The sequence below is a fragment of the Atribacterota bacterium genome (assembly GCA_028717805.1).
In the GTDB taxonomy this organism is placed as follows: Bacteria; Atribacterota; Phoenicimicrobiia; order Phoenicimicrobiales; family Stramentimicrobiaceae; genus Stramentimicrobium.
Genome location: JAQUNC010000010.1, coordinates 19,326 through 42,987 on the forward strand (window position 1 = coordinate 19,326; position 23,662 = coordinate 42,987).

Genomic DNA, 23,662 nt, shown 5'->3' on the forward strand with positions numbered 1-23,662 from the left:
AAAAATCATGATTATGAAATATTTTTTAAAAATCTGTCCAGCAGCTCTAACACATAAGCCATCTCTTCCCGGTTGCTTATAGTAAAACGAATGTAATGTTTATCAAGACCGGAAAACTCTTCTTCCCAGGCAGCAAAGGTATAAACCTTCTCTTTTCTTAAATATTGCCATACTTTCCTGGTTTTTTCTTCAGAGATAAAATCAGCTAAGACAAAATTGGTGTGCGAGGGGAAGGATATGATGTCTTTCTCCCTTAAGCCAGCAATAAAAAAGTTTCTTATCTGAGCTATTTCCTGCCATATTTTTTGAAAATAATCTAAATAGTTCAATACCTTAATACCTGCTATCTCTGCCATCTTGTTGACTCTAAAGTGCTGACAATAATGGGCAATTCCCCTGATATTATTTTTTGCCGAAATAACAAAACCTAACCTTAATCCTGCCAGACCAAAATTTTTAGAAAAACTTCGGGAAATAACAAGATTGGGATATTGTTCAATTAAATCTACTACCGATTCACCAAGATATTCATAGTTGCACTCATCGACTGCTACTATTCCGGGAGTAATAGCTAATATTCTTATAATTTCCTCTCGCGGAATAGATGTCCCGGTTGGATTGTTAGGATTGCAAATCCAGACCAGACTGGCTTCTTTTAAATCATCTGCACAGTATTCCAAACTGTACTGATGATCATGCAAACAGGGAACCAATTTTTTATTAAATCCGTTTCGTTCGGCACTGACCTCATATTGAGAAAAGGTAGGAATAGGAATGAGGATTAATTTCTTACCAAAAGCTCTGGTAACCGATTCAATTACTTCATCTGAACCATTGGTGGGCAAAATACTTTCCGGAATAGTACCGGTATATTCTGCTAATTTGGTTGATAGGAGCCTATAATAACCACCACTGGGATATTCATTCACGGAGCACAATTCTTCAGATAATTCCTTTAAGAATAATTCAGGCAAAGGATATTTTAAGCTGGAATGCTCTAAATGTATTGATTTTTTCGTCCTGTCTGTACTCATTATTTTTTATTCTCCCATCCCGGAAAAGCTAATTTTCCCTCCAGTATATTTAAGATTTTAGTTACTATAGAGACAATGGTCAAATAGATTATTCCGATTACTAAAAAAACTTCGGTATAAACAAATATCTGGATATCACAATCTTACCTACTCTGGTTAGCTCAATACAGGTTACTATAAAAGCCAGGGAAGAATAATTTTAAGCAATCTTTTTCACTTCAGGATATTCTATATTGTAACATTAAACTGGGGATATAAGATAGAAATATCTTATATCCCCAACATAATCTATTATTATTCTAATATAGATATAGATTATTTATAGTGTAATATTTTTTACTAATTCAATTTTTATTCAGACTGGAAATATTTAGCCTTTAACTCTTCCCATTTTGGTGAACGCATAATCCGTTTTAGACCCTCATTAATCAGATCTAATAATTCATTATCATCTTTTCTGATAGCCACACCATATTCCTCACCAGTTTTAATGGTGCCCACTATTTTTATAACCATACCTTTGCGAATGGCATCCTCCACCATTACATCATCCATCATAGCAGCATCAATCCTCTTATTCAGGAGATCTTGTACCGCTAAAGAAAAGCCTTCATACAATTTCAGTCTCTCTTTTGGGAATAATCCGGTGGCAATCAGATTATCTTCAATCCATATGGCAGCAGTACATCCGCGCTGAGTACCTACCAGATAATCACCCATAAAGGCAGCAATGGCACTCAGGTCTGAATCTATTGTTACACAGATTGCCTGATCTATCGACCAGTAAGGAAGGGAAAAATTAACTTTCTCTTTTCTCTCTTCAGTAATACTCATGCCTGAGAATATCAAATCGATCTTTTTAGCTAACAGGCTGGAGACAATACCATCCCAGGCGGTAGGTTGATGTACAACCTCAAAATCCATCTCCTGAGCAATCCAATCTAAAGCCTCTACATCAAAACCTGTTGGATTGCCTTTTTCATCCACATAGGCATGGGGAGGGTAATCAGCATCAATTCCATTGATATAAATTATTTTCTTTTCTGCACTTATACCCGTTACCATACATATCATTACTAAGACTACCGAACAAGCTACAGTTAAAATGATTCTTTTGCATTTATTCATCAACACTCCTCCATTATTTTATTTATTTTTCTTTAGCTTTGGTAATACAATCTGATAACCATCAGCACCATAATTGAGACATTTTTTTACTCTGCTAATAGTAGCAGAACTGGCACCAGTCTTCTGGGCAATATCTTCATAAATAAAGCCTTCCTTTAACATTCGCGCAACTTCTAAACGTTGACTTAATTCTTGTATCTCATTTATGGTTGCTACATCCTCAAAAAACCTATAGCATTCATCAACATTTTCTAATAGCAGAATGGCTTGAAATAACTGGTCAGTTGTTTCATTTCTCCATCGTGGACGGTAAGTCATAATAATTTACCTCCCTACTTTTTATAAAACATTCCTGAAAGGTTTGTTAATTTCTAATGTTTTTTGTTTTAGTAAAATCTTAAATAATGTTTTAAGGTATTAGATTCTGATACTTTTTTATCAATTTTATCTTTTACAACAAGGCTTACTAAATTCTTTAATGTATTAAATTATTACCTATTTAATTATGTAGCTGATTGTATCATTAGTTAATTAAATTGTCAATATAATAAAATATTTATTAAGGAATTAGATATTAATAAGGTCACTGAGCTACTATTTCATCTCTTTTTTCAGAAAAAAGAATAATTGTATTGAGGCTATCTCAACCAAAAATACAAAGAGGACAATATACACTGTAGAAATATCATATAAAATACCTACCAGTAAACTGCCTAAAAATCCGGCAATCCCATATACTGTGTTAAATAAACCATAAGCAAATCCCCTCTGATTAATACTGGTTATTTCAGCAATAGCAGCCCGCATGATTGTTTCATGAATTCCCAAAACCGCTCCCCAGAGCAGGACCCCTATCAAAGCTAAATAATATCCCTTTGAAAATATAAAAAGAGGAAGCGGAATTGTGATGATGGGTATAATAATGAGAATAATTAGACCAATCCTGTCATATGTCTTGCCAATAAACAAAGCCAACAGGGCATCAACTCCCATTGCCAAGGCATAAAATATCGGGATTTGAACATCAGAAACTACAGATTGCATTTTAAAATGATAAGCAATTAAAGGGAAGTGAGCAAAACCAACCACACTGAAAAAGGTAAATAGGGTATATAACCAAAATATCCTGGGAAGTTTTTTGGTATTATCAGTATTGTTTATAGCTTTTTGGTCAGAAATTTCGAGTTGTTCTGGTAAGGGAACTTTGGATCTTGCTATAGTAAGAATAGTTAAGGTTAAGAAAGTTGGAATCCATAAAATACTAAATCCTTCTCGATAGCTACCGCGGAAAAGAAATACTAAGGAAAAGATTAATGGACCAATAAAAGCTCCAATCTGATCTAATGCTTCATGAATACCAAAACCCCATCCTCTTCCAATCTGCTTGGTAGAATGAGAAAGAATAGCATCCCTGGAAGGAGACCTAATTGCTTTACCAATACGTTCTAAAACAAGCAGGAAAACTGCCAGCTGCCAATTTCTAGTAAAGGCTAATAGGGGAATAGATACCAGTAATCCATAACCAATAACAGTAAAAAACCAATATGATTTAGTGCGATCAGCCAGGTATCCAAAAATCAAGCGTAATCCATAACCTAAAAATTCACCCAGACCTGAAAACAAGCCTACGATACCAGCACTAGCTCCCAGAATGGCTAAATAAGGACCGCTTATACTTCGTGCTCCTTCATAAACTATATCACCAAAAAGACTGACCATTCCCATTAGAAGGATAAATTTGAAAGCTAACTTTTTACTATTATCTATTTCCCTTATCATTTTTTTTCTTCTACTATTAATATTAAATAACTCATCATGCATGGAAAACCATTAGGGAATCACTAAAAGAAAATAAACTTTTTCTTTGCTGCTGTTTTTTAACAGATTTACTGATGGAATAGATTCAGATATTGTCCGTATCCCTCTTTTTCTAAATCTTCTTTAGGTATAAAACGTAATGCTGCCGAATTAATACAATACCGTTGATTAGTTGGAGGAGGGCCATCATCAAAAAGATGCCCCAGGTGAGAATCCGCGTATCTACTTCTAACTTCTATTCTTGCCATCATAAAACTTCTGTCTTCCTTTTTCACAATAAAGTGTTCATCAATTGGTTTAGTAAAACTAGGCCAGCCTGTTCCTGACTCAAATTTATCAGTGGAGCTAAAAAGTGGCTCTCTGGAAACAATGTCTACATATATCCCCTCTTGTTTATTATCCCAGTACTCATTTTGAAATGGTCTTTCTGTGCCGTTTTCTTGAGTAACATAATGTTGTAATGGCGTTAAGATGTCCTTTAATTCTTCTTTCGATGGTTTTTGATAATTATCATCCCATTTTTTTACCATAATTTCTCCTGACCATTTTGTTTTAATATAATCTGCTCTACCAGAACCTGTGTGATACAATTCGTATCCTATAAGATTTTTTTGGTAATAATCTTGATGATATTCTTCTGCTGGATAAAATTCTGTTTGAGGCAATATTTTGGTTACAATCTTCTGGTCAAACTTACCTGAATTTTGTAATTCTTCCTTTGACTGTTCAGCTATAATTTTTTGCTCATCGTTATGGTAGAAAATTGCAGTCTGATACTGACTCCCTCGATCAGCAAATTGTCCACTGCTATCAGTCGGATCAATATTTCTCCAAAAGATAGCTAACAATTCAGCATAAGAAATGACGTTGGGATCAAACACTACTTCCACTGCCTCATAGTGACCTGTTCTTCCGGTAGAGACTTCCTCGTAGGTGGGATTGACCGTGTCGCCTCCAGTATAGCCAGATATTGCCTCTAACACTCCTTCAACTTTTTCAAATGCTGCTTCTATGCACCAGAAACAACCACCAGCGAAGGTAGCCCTCTCGGTTGTTGATTGACTGAAAGCAGTACTATGAGCAGAAAACATTAGCAAAAACATTAGCCCTATTATAATTAGTGTTTTCAGTACCCAGGTAACCTTAAGGCCAGTAATTATGCTATCCCTATAAATATTTCCTTTATCTTGTTTTTTCATATTTTGCTCATCCTCATTTTTTTTACATTATAGCATAAAGAGAAAAAATGAATTATTCTTCATCATTTACATTGAATGGAAGCAAGTTTTGAAGCAAGAAGAGATGAGATAGTTTTTTACTATTTACCTAACATTAGCCTATTATAAAGATCAAGTACTTGATCAGCAACGGTATCAGTGCTGTAGTGCTGCACATTCTGTAAAGCATTTAGAGATAATTTTTGCCTTAACTCTTTATTCTGGATAAGATTCCTCAGTTGTTCAGCAAACTGAGAAACATCATCTTCAACTAAGATACCATTAAATCCATTCCTGATAATATCTACAGCACCAGGAGCCTTTACCGCTAGAACTGGCAGCCCGGAGGCTAAGGCTTCAATAATAACCATACCAAAGGTTTCCGAAGTGGAACTAAAAGCAAATACATCAGCAATCTGATAATAATCTATAACCATTTCTCTATTAATGGCACCAACAAATTTAATCCTCTCAGTTAGTTTTAAGGAATCTGCTAAATTCTTAAGTTGCTTTACTGCTGTTCCTTCTCCCACTACAATAAATTGGAAATTATCAATTTTCTTATCTCGAGTAATGGCTAGTGCTTTAATTATCTTATCTATATTCTTCTCCAGAGATACTCTTCCCACATATAGAATCACTATATCACCCTGAGTTAATTGTAACTCTTTCTTTAGCAATCCAACTTTTTGCTCATTTTTTTTACGAAAGACATTAATATCTATGGCATTGGGTATAACCACAATTTCTTTTTTGATTCTGTAATTGCTAATCATTTCTTTCATAGATTGTGATGGCGTCGTGATAACATCTACCTTATCTGCCAGGTTAAAAATAATCCTTCTAATAGCTTCGTGGGTAATAAGCTGAGGAATGGGAGATACATAATAAGCATATCGTTCATATTGGGTATGGATAGTTAATACTTTAGGAATCTTCAACCTTGCAGCATACATAATTGCTGGCATACTGAGAACAAAGGGGTGATGAAGATGGATAATATCCGGTTTAAATCTGGTAATAACTTGACCTGCTTTCAAAGATAAAGGAATGGCTATGGGGTACTTAACCTTATGGGTTAAGTTAATAGAATGGTATCTGAATATATTTTCTTCTTCATCCTTAAAATCTTCCACTCTCGGAGCAAAAACATAAGTTTCATGACCTTTCTTCTTAAATGCTTCCTTTAAAGATACAATACTACTTACTACCCCGTTAATTAATGGCTTATAGCAATTGGTAAAAAAAGCAATTTTCATATATTCACCAATGATTTTAATATCAAGCTACTCACAACTAATTAGAAGTTTTCTCGCTGCTCTTCATTATTTTTTCCCAGCTATCCCGTAAGGAAACAATTCTGTTAAAAACCAGCTTTTCAGGTGTGGAATCAGGATCTACACAGAAATACCCTTTACGCATAAACTGAAATTTTTCACCAGATAATGTATTTTTTAAACCAGGTTCTACTATGCTGTCTTTTAAGATTTCTATTGATTTAGGATTAAGCAGTTTAATAAAATCTTTATCGCTCTCCTCTTCAGCTTGTTCTTCAATATTATCAAGTAGCAGGTAATCATATAAGCGCATCTCAGCCTTCAGAGCAAATCTGGCAGAAACCCAATGCAAGGTGCTTTTCACCTTACGTTGTGCACCTGGTCGTCCACTCCTGGTTTCCGGATCATAAGTACAGTGCACCTCCTGGATATTGCCGGTTTTTTTATCATGCAGGTAATCGGTACATTTAATGATATAGGCATTCTTTAATCTGACCTCACGTCCCGGTGCCAAGCGATAATATTTAGGAGGAGGATTATCATGAAAATCTTCTCTTTCCATATATAGTACTTTAGAAAAAGGAACTTTTCTGGTGCCAGCAGCAGGATCCTCAGGATTATTTTCGCAATCCATTTCCTCTATCAGGTCTTCCGGATAATTATCAATAATCAATTTTAAAGGATTTAAAACAGCCATCACTCTGGGGGCTTTCTTATTTAAATCTTCCCTGATACAATGTTCTAAAAAGCGAATATCTACCACACTATTAGTCTTTGCAACTCCGATACGATCACAAAAATTACTGATAGCTTCCGGCGTGTAACCCTTTCTTCGTAAACCAGAAATAGTGGGCAGACGAGGATCATCCCAACCTGAAACATAACCATTCTCTACCAGAAATCTCAGCTTTCGTTTACTCATAACCGTGTTACTAAGATTTAAACGAGCGAATTCAATCTGCTGGGGTAGTTCTGTTTTATATAAATTATTTAAAACCCATTCATACAGAGGTCGGTGGTCTTCAAATTCTAAAGTACAAACAGAATGGGTAATCCCTTCATAATAGTCTTCCAGAGGATGAGCATAGTCATACATGGGATAAATACACCATTTGTCACCAGTCCGATGATGAGATTTTTTTATAATGCGATAAAGAACCGGATCACGCATATTTAAATTAGGAGAATTCATATCAATTTTTGCCCTGAGAACTCGAGAGCCATCTTCAAATTTGCCTTCTTTCATCTGTTGAAACAAAGAGAGGTTCTCTTCAACAGAACGATTGCGATAAGGGCTTTCTTTTCCCGGTTCGGTAAAGTTTCCCCGGTACTCTCTAATTCGTTCCGGACTTAAATCGCATACATAGGCTTTCCCTTCTTTAATTAAAGTCAGGGCATCCTGATACATTCTGTCAAAATAATCAGAAGCATAATAGAGACGATTTTCCCAATCAAAACCCAACCAACGTACATCCCTGATAATTGAATCTATATATTCAATATCCTCTTTGGAAGGATTAGTATCATCAAAACGAAGGTTACATAAGCCATTATTTTTTTCCGCCAGACCAAAATTTAAACAAATAGACTTGGCATGACCAATATGTAAATACCCATTAGGCTCGGGTGGAAAACGAAGATGTGCTCTGCCACCATATTTATTATTTTTTTTATCCTTATCAATAATTGCCTGAATAAAATTTACTGTTTCTTGACTACTTATTTCGTTTGAATTCATTTATTTATTCCCTTCTCCTGCTTACCTTTGTTATCTTCATATTTTTCATTTCAATCCAAATAGAAATTCAGTTAAATGAATATTTATCTATAGTGTTCTTTATATTACAACATTTGGGGTAAAAAATCCATGCCCGAATATAATTAATGACAAGCAATATTACAAGTGGTAAAAAGAGGTTTTCTGAGATAGTAAAAAATCAAATAGGGTATTTTACTCTAATTTAGCATGAAATAACCACTGGTCAATATTATAATCTAACACTTTTTCTACTTTCTGAAGACCTTTTAATAGCATCTATTGCCCTGAGCGTCTCCAGGGCGTCAGAGGCAGATATTTTAGCTTTTGCTTTCCCTGCTATTAGCTCACAGAAATGCTTTAATTCTTCCTCCAGAACATCAAAACGTTCAACTAAAAGGGTCTGTTTTTTTAATGGTCTATGCCATCCTTCTCCAAATTCTTTTTGGTAAGAGAATAGGGTCAGAGAGGGAAAGGCAAGGCTAGCCTTCTTACCAAAGAATAAGTAACAATCATAAAGACTCGGATAGAAGAAGGAATATTCCTGAGTACAGGCTTCGTAAAACCAGGGAGAGGGACAGGTATCTGTTAAAAACACATTTGCCAGGGCACCATTTTTAAATTTGATATTTATCACGCCCGTATCTTCAACCTCATTGCCCCGGTACTTATTGGTGATATAGGCTTGAATTTCCTCAATATCTCCAATGATGTATCGAAGGTCATCTATATCATGAATGGTATTGATTAACAGCGGGCCACCATATTTTCTATCTATTCGCCAGGAACTTTCAAAATAATGGTCAGGTTTTTTCGCTACCCAGAGCATATTAGCACCAACAATCTCTCCTAATTCTCCTTGTTGCACTGCCTCTCTAGTTCGCTGGATAATTTTAGAAAATCTTCTATGATGAGCAACCATAAATTTAATTTGAGAATCCTCTACCATTCCCGTTATCTCCTCCCCTTCCGGGAGAGTACTGGCTATAGGCTTTTCCAACAGCAAAGGAATCCCATATTTAGCTGCTTCCCGGGTAACCTCTACATGTAAGTCATTAGGTAAAGCAGCAATTATCCCATCTAATTCCTTTCCCATCTTCTTTAACAGATCTTTGTATTCTTTAAAGATTTTAATATCTGAATTTAATAATTTAGACTTCTCATTTACTTCTGATTGGTCTACACTATATGATTTTAAGGCTTTCTCCACATTTAAATCAGCCACTGCAACGAGTTTAGCAAAATTACAATTCATCAATCTATGTACAAACTTAAATCCATGAGAAAGCCCCAGCACTGCTAATCTTGGTATGGACATAAAGCCCTCCTCTAGTTTTCTAAGATAACTGCACCTTCAGTACCTTTCTTGAATACTCTAATTGCTTCTTCGGCCTCTTCTAAAGGAAAACTTCGAGTAATAACCGGCTCAGCTAACACCTTGCCTATTTCTACCCAGCGAATTGCTCTAATAAAATGTTTGGTTAAAAGTGCCACGTCCCCACAAATAGTTAATCCTTTTCGGATTACCTGAATGGGAGCAATAGTTGCTTCCAGGTAAAGACCGAAAGTTGAAACTCGAGCTTTAGGAGCAGCTAATTCTATGGCCAGAGAAAAACATTGCGGAGAATGAGCAGTTTCAATGACCATATCTGCTCCTCTTCCTCTGGTTAAATCCATTACCTTTTTCAAAGGATCTTCCTTATCTGCATTGATAATAAAGTTTGCTCCTAATCTTTTGGCAATTTCAAATCTTTTTTTATCTCTATCCAATCCGATCACATATACCTCTGTGACTCCAGATGCTTTTAAAGCCTGTAAATGGAAAAGCCCTATTTTCCCAGGTCCGATAATAGCTGCGGTATCACCCAGCACAGGCTTAACATTTGCTAACGACCTTACTGTTAATCCCATGGGTGCCAGACAAGAGGAATTCTTAAAGGATATATTATCAGGTAGTTTATGGACTAATTCACTGGGAACTAGAATGTATTCAGCAAAGGTACCATTACAGGTAAGACCTAAATGTTCCCAATACTGACACATATTTTTATTTCCTAATTTACAATCAGGACATTGGCCACAACCTTGGAGAGCTTCAAAGGCTACCCTATCACCTGCTTGAAAATTCTTTACTCCCTTACCAGTCTCGGTAATAATCCCTACTCCTTCATGCCCCGGAATTATTGGTATAGGAACAGGTTTCTTCCCCTTATACTTATTCTCCAGAAGCGAAAGATCAGTACCACAAATAGCTGTCGCTTTCATCTGAACCAAGACATCGTTACTACCAACTTTGGGTTTATCTACGTCTCTTACCTCATAAGCGTTAGCTTCTTCACTGTATTTCACTAATGCCTTCATATTAGTTTCGTCTCCTTCTATAGAGGATAATTTTAAATTATTTAAATTAATCTATTTCTATCTATATTGTCAGATAATTATTATATTTTTTCATGAAATAGATCTAAATACTTTCCGAGAATACGTTTTCCCTCTTCAATGTCTTTTACTTTACAAGCCAGTGTTATTCCAGTATTTATTTCCTCATCTTTTAAAATTTTTTCAAGATAAGACCAATCCTGATTCCATCCCCAGGTATAAATAGCTCTTTTTTTATCTTTATTTTTTTTATAGATATCCCTAATATTATGCTTTTCCGGATTGCCATAATTTATTCCTTTGACATTTTCATTTTGATCCAGAAGTTTATAGATATGGTCATTGATCCTACCACAACAGTGGTAGGTCCCTTTAAACTCATCAAAAATTTTATTGTTATAATACCAACTGAATTCTTCGTACATCGTCGGAGATAAAGAAATCTGTGGCGTATCATCTTTGATAACGACCTTACCATAGCAGATATCTCCATGAATATAAATCATCTCTTGATCTGCTTTATCATTCAAGTGATAATTATCTTCTATAAATTTACGATATTGAATATATGTTTGGGTAATTAATTCCAATAATTCATGAATTAAATCCCTTTGATCGTATAACATGAGAAATATATCTGATCCAATAATTTGGTGAGCAATATCAAAAGGCCCCTGCATATCAGGATGGGTAATCTTAATTCCCTTGGCACATTTAGGATACTCCTTTAATTTTTCATGATAAAACTGGTGGGTATCATAGACTCTTTGTCCCAAACCTGCTTTAAAATCAGGAATACCACGCTTAATGATTATTTTCAGTTCATCTTCATCTTGAATGGGTATGACAAAGGGTAACATATCATTCAGAATCTTGGTTTCCATACCAAACAGGGAAGCAAGAATGCCTATTCCGTAATTGCTTCTAATCTGCAGAGGAAAATAATCCTTAATCTGAACACTGCCATAGATGCTACCAGCAAAGACAGTTTTTTTCAGTTCGTTATACATCATTTTTGCTGGATTATGAAAAGCTTCCTGGTAGGGATATAGATTGCTTGCTTCATCATAGTGAAAAAAATCTCCTCCTTCAGGCAATATGGAAAGAGGCAAAAAAGGAACTGGTTTAAATTTATTAACTTTTACGTGCAATATCTCTACTTCTAGCTGATGTTCAAGATCAATATATTCTTCAATAAAAGATAGTAATTCATCTAAATTCTTATCCTCTCCCAACCGCATCTACAATATCACCTCAACTTTTCGTATTCTCAAAACTGTTATACTTTAAATTATAAAAAAGGCTAATTTAAAAATAGCCAAAAGCAATTATGTACTAAATTATCATCTAAAATGACCTTAGTAAAAAGTATCTTGCGACCTTATTTAATAAGTTTTACAAGTATTTCTTGTGCTATCTTACCAAATTTGTCAGGAGCAATACTGTTTGGGGAATATAGGTAATAATTGTCAGTGCTACAAGTAATACTGCTATAAGCGGCATTGTTTCTCGTATCAAATCTCTCATAGATACCTTACCTATACCAGCTGTTATAAACAACAACATGCCAAATGGTGGTGTTAAAAGTCCAATCATCATGTTCAGACAAATCATTACACCAAAATGAACTAAATCGATGTTAAAGTGTTTCACCAGCGGTAAAATAATCGGGATAAATACGAGTTCAGAAACATTCACATCTACCAAGGCACCAAGTATCAAGAATAAGATATTCACTGAAAATAAAAAAACAAGAGGGCTGCTTACGAAACTGCTCATTACTTGCACTACTGTCCTTGAAACCTGCTCGGCTGTAACAATAAAGGAAAATCCGAATGCCCCCGCGATAACTAAAAAAATAGTTCCTGTTGTTCGTATTGTGTTCACTAATATCTTCACAAGATCTTTCAAACCAAGGGTTCGGTATACACAAAAAGCAATAACTAATGTATAGGCAGCAGCAACTGCCCCGGCTTCTGTCGGAGTCATAATGCCCGTATATATTCCCATTAAAAGAACAACCGGTGTCATCAGTGCGGGTATAGCCTGTATTGTGCTGCTTAAAAAATGTCTAAAGGTAACCTTGGCTCCGATAGGATAATTGCGCTTCTTAGAAATAAAATACACATAGATTCCCATAACGATACAGAGAATAATTGCCGGAATCATTCCGCCCATAAACAGCTTGCCTACCGAGGCTCCAGAAAGCATAGCATATATAACAAATGGGATAGAGGGTGGGAAGATAGGACCGATAACTGCAGTAGCAGCTGTTATGGCACAGGAGAAAGGCATATCGTATCCTTCTTTTTTCATCTGTGCAATTTCCAATGTTCCCAGTCCGGATGCATCTGCTACTGCACTTCCAGTCATCCCGGCAAAGATCAGAGACGCCAGTATATTAACATAACCAGTTGCACCGTGTTTACGCCCTATAACCGATCTGGCAAAATCAAATATCTTATCAGTTACCTCACTGGCATTCATTACATTGGCAGTAAATACAAAAAGCGGGATGGCAATTAGAATGTATGAATTTGTTAATCCATAACACACTGTATTAACAAATGAACCAATACTGATCCCCTTAGCTAAATAATATGCGATTGACCCAACAAACATACCTAAACCAATAGGCATACGAATGATAAAGGCAATGATTAAAAAGCCAAAAGGTATTAAAAGATACCAGCTCATATCATCTTCTCCTCTTCGTTATTGTTGTACAGCTGAACATAAGTCTTGTTCTTAAACGACTTAATATCCATTACTAAGCGGTATGCTGATCGTAAGACAGTAGAAATCAGGAGAATCGGAAATGATGAAAAAATAATCTTAAGAGGTATCTTCATAATTGAGGTAACTGCCCGGAGTTTAATCAGGTACCTGATAGACCCCGGAATAGCTATAGAGAAAAATATAATTATAAAAACATAGGAAATGATCCGAAAAATATTCTTACCTTTCTCGCTTATCTTAGTGTACAGTAAATCAAAAACTACATGATCCTCTTTTCTATAGGCAGTACATGCTCCTAAAAGACCAACTATTACAAATGAATTAACAGAAAATTCAAAAGTCCAGTTTTGAGGATTCCTGATAACATACCGAAAAAGAACATTAATCAAAAAAACAATAAATAACATAACAAATACAGCGATAGGTATATGCACCTCAAAAAGATCTATAATCCAACGAATGGTTTTCTTTAGTCCCCTCATCGCTAATTCCTCTCATAAAAAATGCTGATATCATCCCAGACAGGCGCTTTTTAAAAGCGCCTGTCTATTAAAAAATATCTTTATATGTTACTTCATAGCTTGAACACGATTGTACAGATCCATGTTCCAGCTCTCAGTAAGGCCATTTTCTACATAGTAGTCATAAGAATATTTTTGAAATGCTTCTATATCTGGATAGGTAATAATCATCCCGTAATCTTCCATGAAGCCTAACAATTCTGCTTCCTGTGCGTAGGTAGTTTTACTACCTTCTGTACAGGCATAATGTGCCGCTTCACGCATCGCTAGTTGCTGCACCTCTGACATCTGGTTCCAAACATCATTATTTATGACCAGTAATTTTACATCAATAATGTGTTTGGTGAGAACAATCTGCTTGGTCACTTCATAAAACTTCATGGCATATGTTCCTGGTAATGGATTATCCTGGGCCTCAACCGTCCCTGTTTGTAAGGCTGTATAGACTTCAGAATAGGCAATTGGAGTTACACTTGCACCTAGAGAAGTACCTGCATGAATCCAATCCGGGGCATTGGGCATCCTCAAAATCATTCCCTTCATGTCCTCTGGTTTCATGATCGGTTTCTCCCACTTCGTATTGATGCACCTTGAACCCTGAGTCATTGCTGCTAAGGGTGTATATCCACAGGCATCAGATACCATCTGGTAAAAGTCTTTGGCAACTTCTGAATCTAACGAGAAAACTTTCTCCATGTGCTCATAGCTGGTAAAAATGTATGGGGCAGCAAACATACTGGCGGCTGGGAGATAGGGACCCATGTCCTGGAATGCCAGGGTTGACATATCCAGATCACCCGCCATCAATGCAGTTACTTCACCTTCCTGAGTGAACAGAGAGCCGCTGTAATAGGCATTTATTTTAATTGTACCCCCGGAAAGTTCTTCAATTTTTTCTTTAAACTTTGTTAAAGTAACTCCCTGTGGATGCTCTTCAGGTTCCAGCTGGTTATAATCCAAAACAAAGTTTTTTGCTTCTCCTACAGCCATTAGAACCATCATCATCATTAAAATAACAAATATTGAGACTATCAGTTTTTTCATTTGACTATCCTCCTTAATTTATTTACCATAAATTGAAATGCTCCCAAAACAATTTATTAGTATATTAGAACATCAATCACCTCCTCTTTATTTAGTCTTGTTTACAAAGAATTACTTATTATATTATCTAAGTACTAAGCAGAAAGAAGGTATTCTTTTAAATTAAAATTAGTATATCAAATAACAAAATGGATTTACTTTTTATAATCATACTCTATTTTACCTTATACTAATTTAATATTTTATGATTAACATATTTCAAAAATTATATTTCATCAATTTCCATAGATTAAAGATGGTAAATAAGTTGAAATGGACGGAATGTAAGTAGTCAAGATTAATACTATGATATTTACTACCAGATATGGTAATATTGCTTTTACCATTCTTGATATGTCTACCTTGGCAATGGAACAACCTAGAAAAAGACAGTTACCAACTGGGGGAGTTACCAGTCCGATACCTAGATTAACAACCATAATAACACCAAACTGAATCGGAGTAATTCCTATTTCTAATGCTAATGGTAAGAGAATAGGTGCAAACAAAATTAGAGCAGGTATGAGGTCCATAAACATGCCAATAATTAATAAAAAAATATTTATTGCTATCATTAGAATGATAGGATGTAAATTTAAACTAGTTAGACTATTTACTAACATATTAGGCACTCTCTCTATTGAAATCAGCCATGCAGTTACTGAAGCAGTCGAAACCAAAAATAATGGTATGGCAGTGTTAATTGCAGACTCAATGAGCATTTGAAATAATTCCTTAAAACTAAGTTCTTTATATATTAAACCACATAAGAATAAAATATATACGACTCCGATAACACCAGCTTCAGTTGCTGTAGTAATTCCAAAAGAAATAGATGCTAATAAAAACAATGGTAATAATAAAGATAAAAAACTTTGTTTAAAGCTTAACCATAACTCGCTGAAACTTGCTCTTTTTTGTCTTGATACATAGTTTTTCTTTTTAGATACTAGATAAACTGAAACCATTTGTAATAATCCAACTAAAATACCGGGTATTAAACCTCCAATAAATAATTTTCCAATTGATACTCCTATAGTAACTCCATAAATCACCATTGGTATGCTGGGGGGGATTAGAATACCTATTGTAGAGGAACATACTGTCACTGCAGCTGCATCCTCCGGTGAGTAGCCTTCTTTTTCCATAGAAGGGATTAACAATGAACCGATAGATGCAGTATCAGCTACAGCAGCCCCGGAAATTCCTCCAAAAAACATTGATGCTAGAACATTAACATGTCCTAATCCTCCTCTAATATGTCCAACCAAGGCATTAGAGAGCTTCACCAAACGATCAGCAATGCTAGTTTTGGATGCTAATGAGCCAACTAGTATAAATAATGGAACTGCAACTAATGGAAATGAATTAATGCCATTAACCATCTTGTGAGCAATCATCTCTAATGGATAGCTGCCGTCAATTACTAAAGAAATCCAAGAGGCAATTCCAAGGCTTAAGGCAATAGGTATCCCTGAAAATATTAAAATTATAAAGCTAATGGCTAGTATTATAATCATTAATAATGTTACTCCTCCCAATAAATAAGTTATACAAATTCAACAATGTCTGTATAAGCATTATAAAACTAGAAAATGGAACACATATATATACTAAACCATATGGTATTTTTAGAGCTTCAGATAATGAAGTCATATTGATTCTCACTATACTTATACCCTTTATGAATAGTAATATAAAAAAAGACATTATAATAAGATTACATATAAATTCCAAAACTATTCTATGCTTATATCTCAATGCTTTAGTAAAAACATCTATTGAAATATGGGATTTTTCACAAAAAGCTATACTTGCTCCAATAAATACTACCCATATTTGCAAAAATATAGAAACCTCAGTACTCCAGAATAAAGCTTTCTGAAGCACATATCTGTAAAAAACGCCTACAAATACTACAATTACTAAAAAAACCATCAAAAATGCAATAGTGCATTTTAATATCTGTAAAAAGGTTTTCATTTTCATTTGCCTAAACCATTTAATTCATAAGTTATTTAATATACGAAAAAATTATTTTATTTATTTAAATTTAATAGTGTATTTTATTTCCTTTTGGATAATTGTAAAATTTATAAAAAATATCCTTATTTATTAAAGATATAAATTCAGTAGGTAGATGATAGGTATTCCCTATCATCTACCTACTGTTTATTGATAGACTATTCAGCAAGAGCTCGAATATCATTTATAAGTTCAGCGCCACTATTAGCTATATAAGCATCATATGCTTTCTGCCCGCCTTCATAAAATGACTCTCTATCTACATCTCTTATAATGGTCATTCCCTGCTTTTCGAGTTCATCAACTAAATTAGCGTTAGCTTCTCTAGCTAATTTTACATGATAATCTCTAGCAACAATTGCAGCTTCTTCTATTGATTTTTTTAGATCTTCTGGTAACTTATTCCAGAAATTTACAGATACTAAAAATTGACTTGGTATGTTTGCGTGGCTTGTTAAATTAAGATATTTTTGGACTTCATAAAATTTGGAATTATATATAATTTCAGGTGGATTTTCTTGCGCATCAATTACTCCTTGTTGCAAGGCAGAATATAATTCCGAGAAATCTAATGGAGTTGGACTTGCTCCCCAAGCTTGGAATGCAGGAATCCAAAGAGGATTATTTGGTATTCTAATGCTTATCCCTTTAAGATCATCAGCTTTTCTAATTGCCCTATCCTTAGTAGTTATATGACGAAATCCTAATACCCCCCATCCAAGACAAACATATCCATGTTCTAAAAAAATATTATTAAGTTTATGTTCAATTTCATTTCCGCTTCTTAAAACTAAATCTTCATGCTCATCGTCATCTAAGACAAAGGGAAGATTAACAACTTCTAATCTTATGTCTATTTGTGCATGCCTACCTAAAATAGTACCTTCAATGGAACCAATTTTCATTTGTTCTAAATATTCAGTTTCAGTACCTAGCTGTGCACTTGGGTATATCTGTATTTCAATCTTATCTCCTACTCTAGCATATACCTCTTCTTTAAACTTTTCAGCCCAAATATTATAACCATGGGTTACTGGCATTGCATGCGCTATTCTCATCTTTATCTGCTCTTCAGCAGCTTGAACAAAAAATACTAAAAAACTAAATAATATGAAAATAACCATAATTACTAATGTAGTTCTTTTAAACATCTATTTTACCTCCATTATTCTTTGATTTTATCTATCTTACTTCTACATTAATTACCACTATTGTTCTCTTAATTAACTACCTCCTCCCAATTAGTAAATATACTAAGAAAAAATAATAATAGTTTTAAAATAAAATGATTAGTTTGCACAACTTATTTTTTCAGTAGCCATCTCTTCATAAGTACAATTTAGAATTTCAAATACATTACCAAAGGGGTCCTGGCAATAAGCCGTCTGACATCCTGGAAAAAGTTCCCAAACTTTACTGATCATCTTGCCTTTATGTTTAATAATCTTTTGGATTGTCTCATCTAAATCTGAGACATTAAAGGAAATATGAAAAATACCCGATTTCCAATATTCAAAATTTCTTTTTCTTATAGTTGATTTTGGTTCTATGAATTCAAATAATTCCAATCCAACGCCATTATTAGTTATTAGATGGGCAACCTTTACTTCCATCATTTTACTACCAAATATATCCTTTCTTCTTTCTTTTTTCTTCTCTTCGCTACAATAACTCTTTTTAGGCATGCTCAATTCCTTTAAGCCAAATACTTTTTTATAAAAGTTCACTGCAAGCTTTAAATTTGTGACTGATAGTCCAACATGCTGGAAAGAAATTACTTTTTCAGACATTTTTTGAAGTACCACCTTTAATTATTATTCTTCAATTTTCAAATTAATTTAACTGCTAAATTCTACCTATAATAATTATTCTTATAACAATTTAACTTACAGTAAATCCACCATCGACAATAATAGTTTCCCCATTAATGTAGCTTGATGAATCGGATACCAAAAATAAAACAGCTTCTGCAACCTCTTCAGGTAATCCAAATCTTTTCATTGGAATTCTCTTAAGAATATCATTATTAATATCTTTACTGGTTTTTCCAGTCATTTCAGTTTTTATAAATCCTGGAGCAACACAATTGACACGAATACCAGATTCAGCTAAATCAAAAGCAAGACTTTTGGTAAGAGAAATTACACCAGCCTTTGATGATCTATAATGATTCCCTGCGGGACCAAAACCACCAAAGTTTGCAGCAGTAGAAGCTATGTTAACTATCCTGCCATATTTTTGTTTTATCATCAATTTAGCAACTTTCTGAGAACATAAGAACATACCTTTTAAATTAACTGTTAGGACATTATCCCACTGGTCTTCAGGAATTTCTTGGAAAGGAATCTTAAAGCCGTCTAAAGTTTTATAGGAAATGCCGGCATTATTAACAAGAATATCAATTCTTCCAAATCTTTTAATAGCTTTTCCAATCATATTGTCAACATGTAATTTATCAGATACATCACCAATTACTGGTATTGAAATAAATCCTAAATCTTCTAAATAATTTGAAAACTTCGTAGCTCTTTCTTTTTCTATATCATTAATAACTAATTTAGCGCCTTCTTCTGCTAATTTTTTGGCAATAGAAGCTCCAATCCCTTGGCCTGAACCTGTTATAAAAGCTACTTTATCTTTTAACTCCATTTGTTGAATCACCTTGTTATTTATTAAGTTATTTAAAATTATAATAATTCGTAATTAATTAAGTAAAATTATTCAGTGAATTATATTAAATATAATAATCAGCATGGCCAGGCAACGGTATAGATGTGCTTACCTCCGTCAGAAGGCCCTTTAAGTAATTTATCTATCTCTTCTTTATCGCGCTGGGTCATATATTTTGCATCCGGTAAAACTCCTGGTGGAAACTTTCCCAGGATATCATTGTGCAGTTTAACAACATAATCCAGATATGTTTCAATGGCTTTAAAGGCTTTTTCCGCTTTAGCCAGTGAGGGCTTTCCTAAAACTCCTTCCGGATATATGACACATTCAATTCCACCACCACCAATATGGCTCTGACCGGGTATAGGACAACCGTAAATATCTCCACCCTTATCAATATGCCCTTCCGGTAAAAATCCCCAGGTTTTGGTATCCATGACATTTTCCATCTGGATGAATTCCGGGAATAAGGCCAGACAGATGGAATTTTCTGCCTCATCTCCATGCCGAAATACAGTTTCAAATTCTCCACCATGAGCTTTATCCATCAAGCCAACCCCCATAATTTTGGGCACATCCAGGAAGATAATGACTGCTGGCACCTGATATCTCTTCCCCCACTCCTGAATAGCAGATGGGATTATGTATTCTTGACCGTGACTGCTCATAATAATTTGTTTCCGAAAACCTGCATTCCAAAAACCAGTAATAATTGCTCTCATATAGGCAGCATTCACCTCATCGGGAATAGGAACAGTTCCTTTCTGCCCTAAATGGGAAAAGGGATGAGAAGCAAACCAGACCGGCTCGCTTACTGTACACCCAGTTTTCTGAGCAATCAGTTCACATATACGGGTAACAATAAAGGTATCCTCACCGTAAGGTTGGGCATCTCCATGATTTTCTGTAGATCCCAAAGGGATAAGAAGTATATCATTTTTTTTGAGTCTTTCCTCCACATCCTTTTTAGTCATAGTCTGAAAATAAATCTTATCCGGTTTTTCCATATGACCTCCCTTGGGAGGTAAATTCCATTTACTCATTCTCTATTTACTCCTTCTTTTAATTTCAGCATAATGATATAGATTTTATTATATTTTATTTATTTTATATTAATATTTATATCTTTAATTCTATTTTTTATGACTCGGCAGCTGGGGAGAATAAATCCAGACAAATCGCAAGACCTCATCTCCGGTGTTTAGAATTTTATGTGATTTACCGGGAGGATTATATATGACAGTCCCAGGGTATAAATCAATTTCCTCATCTTCAGTAACAAATTTTCCATTCCCTGACATAAAGTACATTACTTCTTCTTCAAGATCATGCTTGTGTTCCGGAACCATCCCACCGGGATAGGTTTCGTTAATACCCATAGCAATATTCTTTGCTCCTACAGTTTTTTCAGATACTAATATCCATGACGTTCTTGGGGGATCCCTCCTTATTCCCTTTATATCCTTAATACGAACAACTTTCACCTGTGACATATTGTTTCCTCCATTTAAAATTATCGTATTAATATTCCACCATTTACATCAAGCGAGACACCGGTAATCCAGTCCGATTTATTAGAAGATAAAAATACTGCAGCATCAGCAATATCCTCTGGTAAACCATCCTTTTGGATGGCTCGGCCTACATTCCAGCTGGTAAAAACCTCTGCCGGATACTGTTTGGTTTGTTCGGTTAAAATGGGACCGGGGCAAATTGAGTTTACATAAATCCCACTTGGACCAAGCTCTCGCGCTAAGGTCTGGGTTAAACCAATAATACCCGCTTTGGAAGCAGCATAGTTTACACCTACTCCCGGACGCCCAGTTCTCCCTCCTAAAGAAGCTATGTTTACAATCTTACCTCTTTTTTGTTTTTCCATATAAGGGATGACACTCTTGCTACAGATAAAGGTACCATTCAAATTTACCTTGATTACCAGATTAAAATCTTCTAGTGACATTTCTTTTATTGGTCTATGTAAAGAAATTCCAGCATTGTTCACCAGGATGTCAATCCTGCCAAACTTTTCATAAACTATTTGCATAGCCTTTTTAATGATATTTTCATCAGTCACATCAGCTTTAATAGCGATAACTTTTTCTCCGGAGGAATCTAATTCCCGAGCCAGGTGATCAATCAAATCATATTGGATATCAAATAAAGCCAGCAAGGCACCTTCCTGAAAAAACTTCTCTGCAATGGATTTACCCAATCCCTTTCCTGCTCCGGTAACAATTGCCACACAGTCTTTAATTTGCATAAATACAAACTCCCTTCCTGTTAAATTCTATAACCTCAGCTTACTACCTATCTGAGATAAAATATCATTCAACTTTTCTACAGTGGATAAGGCAAGTTCGATACCTTCATTTTTTGCTTTTTCTTCTTTTAGGAATTCTATCTCACCAGGTAAATATATCTCTGAAACATCTTTTACCTTTTTTAAATTTTTCACAGAATCAATATAGTGATCCACCTGAGAAATAAACTCTTCTAAATTAAGAAAGTATTCAATATTGATTGCCACGCAAAACATACCCACCCCGGTTTCCCCTTCTAATTTGTGAAAGGTTTTTACCTCAGTCCCGTATTTAGAACCAGAAAGCATTCCAGCTAAAATATCAATAATGATAGCCAAACCAGACCCTTTAGGACCCGCAATAGGAAGTAAAGTACCCTTTAGTGCCTCCTCAGGATTGGTTGTTGGATTTCCTTCCGTATCTAAAGCCCAATTTAAGGGAATGGATTTCTTGTTTCTAGAAGCTTGTCGGATTTTCCCTCGCGCCACAAGACTGGATGACATATCTAAAAGAATTGTTCTTCTATTTTTTGCTGGAATGGATATAGAAAAAGGATTGGTACCAATAAAAGCTTCCCTGCTTCCCCAGGGAGCTATGGCAGGAGCGGCATTACTGGCAGCTATACCTATCATTCCAGCTTTGGAAGCTATTTCGGTATAATATCCTAAGAAACTAATATTATTGGTATTTTTAACAGATGTGATGGCATTACCAAAATCCTTTGCCTTCTCAACACTTATTTCCATTGCTCTTCTTGCTGCTAATTGACCTAAGCCATTTCCTCCGTCCATTATAGTAACTGCGCCCATTTCTTTAATAACATCAATTTTAGTAGGAATACTTATCATGCCGGCTTGAATACGATCAAAAATGGGAATTAATAAGTAGGTTCCATGGGTAGAAATGCCTCTCAAATCTGCCTTTACCAGACAGTCAGCAGCTAATGAAGCATTTGTTTCACCCTCTCCGTAAGCCTTTAATATTTCAGTAGCAATCTTTTTGAGCTGTTCTTCTTTAATCATTAGGATCTTCCTCTATTAAACCTAAAGATTTAAACACTTCATCCAATTTGTTATATTCCACACTGGTCACTCCTGACTTCAGGGCTTGTGCCTTTACCTTTTCTTTTTGTACTCTCTCCAAAGATTTAGCTAATACTTCTTCGCACTCTTCGTGTTTTACGATAACCATTCCATCATCATCTCCCAAGATAAGGTCCCCGGGATTAACAGTTACTCCGCCAAAATTAATAGGATAATTTATCAAACCGAGTGTTTTCTTGACTGTACCCTTGATACAGGTTCCTCTACAATAAACTTTGTATCCCTGGTTGATGATATCTTCCGAATCTCTCACACATCCATCAATGGCTAATCCTTCTAATCCTTTCACTCGAGCCTGGGTAGCCATTAAATCGCCCCAATAGCCATAGTCATATTCATTTCCTACAGTAGCAACTATCACATCGCCCGAACAGGATATGGCTAACGCCTTATGTAACATAAGATTATCACCTGGACTACATTGAACAGTAAAAGCTGGGCCACATATCTTTATTCCTTTAGCTAATGGCTTTATCCTGGAATCAACGAAACCCTTTTTTCCTGAAGCTTCGTAAACAGTAGCTACAGAAACTCTTCTAAACTTTTCAACTATTTCCTTTGATGCTCTTGGTATGCTGGTAATAACATGTATCATCTAAGGCTCACCTTTCT

The 23,662-nt window shown here is 35.1% G+C and carries 22 protein-coding genes; all 22 read right to left on the reverse strand.

The features are described 5' to 3' along the window. Positions 1–11: 11 nt before the first annotated feature. The 22 genes from PHD84_03640 to PHD84_03745 all read right to left on the reverse strand — a co-directional run bounded on the left by PHD84_03640 (position 12) and on the right by PHD84_03745 (position 23,645). Complete coding sequence (locus PHD84_03640; protein MDD5636898.1) at positions 12–1,034, reverse strand: histidinol-phosphate transaminase; 1,023 nt, start codon at positions 1,032–1,034, stop codon at positions 12–14. 351 nt (positions 1,035–1,385) lie between these two features. Then, positions 1,386–2,162 (reverse strand): transporter substrate-binding domain-containing protein, encoded by a 777-nt coding sequence (locus PHD84_03645; GenBank protein ID MDD5636899.1) that lies wholly within the window; start codon positions 2,160–2,162, stop codon positions 1,386–1,388. Positions 2,163–2,180: 18 nt separating this feature from the next. Beyond that, on the reverse strand, positions 2,181–2,480 hold the full coding sequence (locus tag PHD84_03650; GenBank protein MDD5636900.1) for a YerC/YecD family TrpR-related protein: 300 nt from the start codon (positions 2,478–2,480) through the stop codon (positions 2,181–2,183). Positions 2,481–2,756: 276 nt separating this feature from the next. After that, a complete protein-coding gene (locus PHD84_03655; protein MDD5636901.1) occupies positions 2,757–3,941 on the reverse strand; it encodes an MFS transporter in 1,185 nt (394 codons plus the stop codon). A gap of 107 nt (positions 3,942–4,048) precedes the next feature. Next, positions 4,049–5,071: a peptide-methionine (R)-S-oxide reductase MsrB gene (gene msrB / locus PHD84_03660; GenBank protein ID MDD5636902.1), complete on the reverse strand. Its 1,023-nt coding sequence runs from the start codon at positions 5,069–5,071 to the stop codon at positions 4,049–4,051. 227 nt (positions 5,072–5,298) lie between these two features. After that, entirely contained in the window at positions 5,299–6,456 is a 1,158-nt protein-coding gene (locus PHD84_03665; protein ID MDD5636903.1) for a glycosyltransferase, read from the reverse strand. A 37-nt stretch (positions 6,457–6,493) separates the two neighbouring features. Further along, positions 6,494–8,212 carry a glutamine--tRNA ligase/YqeY domain fusion protein gene (locus PHD84_03670; GenBank protein ID MDD5636904.1) on the reverse strand — a complete coding sequence of 573 codons (1,719 nt, stop codon included), beginning with the start codon at positions 8,210–8,212 and terminating at the stop codon, positions 6,494–6,496. 250 nt (positions 8,213–8,462) lie between these two features. Beyond that, positions 8,463–9,548: a Gfo/Idh/MocA family oxidoreductase gene (locus PHD84_03675; protein MDD5636905.1), complete on the reverse strand. Its 1,086-nt coding sequence runs from the start codon at positions 9,546–9,548 to the stop codon at positions 8,463–8,465. Between the two features lie 11 nt (positions 9,549–9,559). Beyond that, positions 9,560–10,591 carry an alcohol dehydrogenase catalytic domain-containing protein gene (locus PHD84_03680; protein ID MDD5636906.1) on the reverse strand — a complete coding sequence of 344 codons (1,032 nt, stop codon included), beginning with the start codon at positions 10,589–10,591 and terminating at the stop codon, positions 9,560–9,562. Between the two features lie 80 nt (positions 10,592–10,671). Further along, complete coding sequence (locus PHD84_03685; protein ID MDD5636907.1) at positions 10,672–11,850, reverse strand: hypothetical protein; 1,179 nt, start codon at positions 11,848–11,850, stop codon at positions 10,672–10,674. Between the two features lie 172 nt (positions 11,851–12,022). Beyond that, positions 12,023–13,306, reverse strand: coding sequence for a TRAP transporter large permease (locus PHD84_03690; GenBank protein MDD5636908.1), 1,284 nt, complete (start codon positions 13,304–13,306; stop codon positions 12,023–12,025). Continuing rightward, positions 13,303–13,830, reverse strand: a complete 528-nt coding sequence (locus tag PHD84_03695) for a TRAP transporter small permease (GenBank protein ID MDD5636909.1) — start codon at positions 13,828–13,830, stop codon at positions 13,303–13,305. Before PHD84_03695 ends, PHD84_03690 begins: the two co-directional genes overlap by 4 nt. An 87-nt stretch (positions 13,831–13,917) precedes the next feature. Next, positions 13,918–14,913 carry a DctP family TRAP transporter solute-binding subunit gene (locus PHD84_03700; protein MDD5636910.1) on the reverse strand — a complete coding sequence of 332 codons (996 nt, stop codon included), beginning with the start codon at positions 14,911–14,913 and terminating at the stop codon, positions 13,918–13,920. A 275-nt stretch (positions 14,914–15,188) separates the two neighbouring features. Next, entirely contained in the window at positions 15,189–16,472 is a 1,284-nt protein-coding gene (locus tag PHD84_03705) for a TRAP transporter large permease (GenBank protein ID MDD5636911.1), read from the reverse strand. Positions 16,473–17,135: 663 nt separating this feature from the next. Further along, complete coding sequence (locus PHD84_03710; protein ID MDD5636912.1) at positions 17,136–18,128, reverse strand: TRAP transporter substrate-binding protein; 993 nt, start codon at positions 18,126–18,128, stop codon at positions 17,136–17,138. A 138-nt stretch (positions 18,129–18,266) separates the two neighbouring features. Then, positions 18,267–18,767 carry a VOC family protein gene (locus tag PHD84_03715; protein MDD5636913.1) on the reverse strand — a complete coding sequence of 167 codons (501 nt, stop codon included), beginning with the start codon at positions 18,765–18,767 and terminating at the stop codon, positions 18,267–18,269. A 91-nt stretch (positions 18,768–18,858) separates the two neighbouring features. Beyond that, entirely contained in the window at positions 18,859–19,626 is a 768-nt protein-coding gene (locus PHD84_03720; GenBank protein ID MDD5636914.1) for a 3-oxoacyl-ACP reductase FabG, read from the reverse strand. Positions 19,627–19,724: 98 nt separating this feature from the next. Beyond that, a complete protein-coding gene (gene iolN, locus PHD84_03725) occupies positions 19,725–20,690 on the reverse strand; it encodes a 3-dehydro-scyllo-inosose hydrolase (GenBank protein ID MDD5636915.1) in 966 nt (321 codons plus the stop codon). A 90-nt stretch (positions 20,691–20,780) separates the two neighbouring features. Beyond that, positions 20,781–21,140: a cupin domain-containing protein gene (locus tag PHD84_03730; protein MDD5636916.1), complete on the reverse strand. Its 360-nt coding sequence runs from the start codon at positions 21,138–21,140 to the stop codon at positions 20,781–20,783. Positions 21,141–21,160: 20 nt separating this feature from the next. Further along, positions 21,161–21,907 (reverse strand): 3-oxoacyl-ACP reductase FabG, encoded by a 747-nt coding sequence (locus tag PHD84_03735; protein MDD5636917.1) that lies wholly within the window; start codon positions 21,905–21,907, stop codon positions 21,161–21,163. 27 nt (positions 21,908–21,934) lie between these two features. Continuing rightward, complete coding sequence (locus PHD84_03740) at positions 21,935–22,969, reverse strand: Ldh family oxidoreductase (protein MDD5636918.1); 1,035 nt, start codon at positions 22,967–22,969, stop codon at positions 21,935–21,937. Further along, entirely contained in the window at positions 22,962–23,645 is a 684-nt protein-coding gene (locus PHD84_03745) for a 4-carboxy-4-hydroxy-2-oxoadipate aldolase/oxaloacetate decarboxylase (protein MDD5636919.1), read from the reverse strand. The genes PHD84_03740 and PHD84_03745 overlap by 8 nt, the downstream gene beginning before the upstream one ends. Between the last annotated feature and the right edge of the window lie 17 nt (positions 23,646–23,662).

Excerpts from the sequence above, each read along its gene's own strand:
- PHD84_03715 (MDD5636913.1), bottom strand. The coding sequence starts at position 18,767 with ATGTCTGAAAAAGTAATTTCTTTCCAGCATGTTGGACTATCAGTCACA.
- PHD84_03680 (MDD5636906.1), bottom strand. The coding sequence starts at position 10,591 with ATGAAGGCATTAGTGAAATACAGTGAAGAAGCTAACGCTTATGAGGTA.
- PHD84_03745 (MDD5636919.1), bottom strand. The coding sequence starts at position 23,645 with ATGATACATGTTATTACCAGCATACCAAGAGCATCAAAGGAAATAGTT.
- PHD84_03655 (MDD5636901.1), bottom strand. The coding sequence starts at position 3,941 with ATGATAAGGGAAATAGATAATAGTAAAAAGTTAGCTTTCAAATTTATC.
- PHD84_03740 (MDD5636918.1), bottom strand. The coding sequence starts at position 22,969 with ATGATTAAAGAAGAACAGCTCAAAAAGATTGCTACTGAAATATTAAAG.
- PHD84_03710 (MDD5636912.1), bottom strand. The coding sequence starts at position 18,128 with ATGTTTAAAAGAACTACATTAGTAATTATGGTTATTTTCATATTATTT.
- iolN (MDD5636915.1), bottom strand. The coding sequence starts at position 20,690 with ATGAGTAAATGGAATTTACCTCCCAAGGGAGGTCATATGGAAAAACCG.
- PHD84_03705 (MDD5636911.1), bottom strand. The coding sequence starts at position 16,472 with ATGATTATAATACTAGCCATTAGCTTTATAATTTTAATATTTTCAGGG.
- PHD84_03690 (MDD5636908.1), bottom strand. The coding sequence starts at position 13,306 with ATGAGCTGGTATCTTTTAATACCTTTTGGCTTTTTAATCATTGCCTTT.
- PHD84_03700 (MDD5636910.1), bottom strand. The coding sequence starts at position 14,913 with ATGAAAAAACTGATAGTCTCAATATTTGTTATTTTAATGATGATGATG.
- PHD84_03695 (MDD5636909.1), bottom strand. The coding sequence starts at position 13,830 with ATGAGGGGACTAAAGAAAACCATTCGTTGGATTATAGATCTTTTTGAG.
- PHD84_03665 (MDD5636903.1), bottom strand. The coding sequence starts at position 6,456 with ATGAAAATTGCTTTTTTTACCAATTGCTATAAGCCATTAATTAACGGG.
- PHD84_03670 (MDD5636904.1), bottom strand. The coding sequence starts at position 8,212 with ATGAATTCAAACGAAATAAGTAGTCAAGAAACAGTAAATTTTATTCAG.
- PHD84_03735 (MDD5636917.1), bottom strand. The coding sequence starts at position 21,907 with ATGCAAATTAAAGACTGTGTGGCAATTGTTACCGGAGCAGGAAAGGGA.
- PHD84_03640 (MDD5636898.1), bottom strand. The coding sequence starts at position 1,034 with ATGAGTACAGACAGGACGAAAAAATCAATACATTTAGAGCATTCCAGC.
- msrB (MDD5636902.1), bottom strand. The coding sequence starts at position 5,071 with ATGTTTTCTGCTCATAGTACTGCTTTCAGTCAATCAACAACCGAGAGG.
- PHD84_03675 (MDD5636905.1), bottom strand. The coding sequence starts at position 9,548 with ATGTCCATACCAAGATTAGCAGTGCTGGGGCTTTCTCATGGATTTAAG.
- PHD84_03730 (MDD5636916.1), bottom strand. The coding sequence starts at position 21,140 with ATGTCACAGGTGAAAGTTGTTCGTATTAAGGATATAAAGGGAATAAGG.
- PHD84_03645 (MDD5636899.1), bottom strand. The coding sequence starts at position 2,162 with ATGAATAAATGCAAAAGAATCATTTTAACTGTAGCTTGTTCGGTAGTC.
- PHD84_03685 (MDD5636907.1), bottom strand. The coding sequence starts at position 11,850 with ATGCGGTTGGGAGAGGATAAGAATTTAGATGAATTACTATCTTTTATT.
- PHD84_03650 (MDD5636900.1), bottom strand. The coding sequence starts at position 2,480 with ATGACTTACCGTCCACGATGGAGAAATGAAACAACTGACCAGTTATTT.
- PHD84_03720 (MDD5636914.1), bottom strand. The coding sequence starts at position 19,626 with ATGGAGTTAAAAGATAAAGTAGCTTTTATAACAGGTTCAGGCCAAGGG.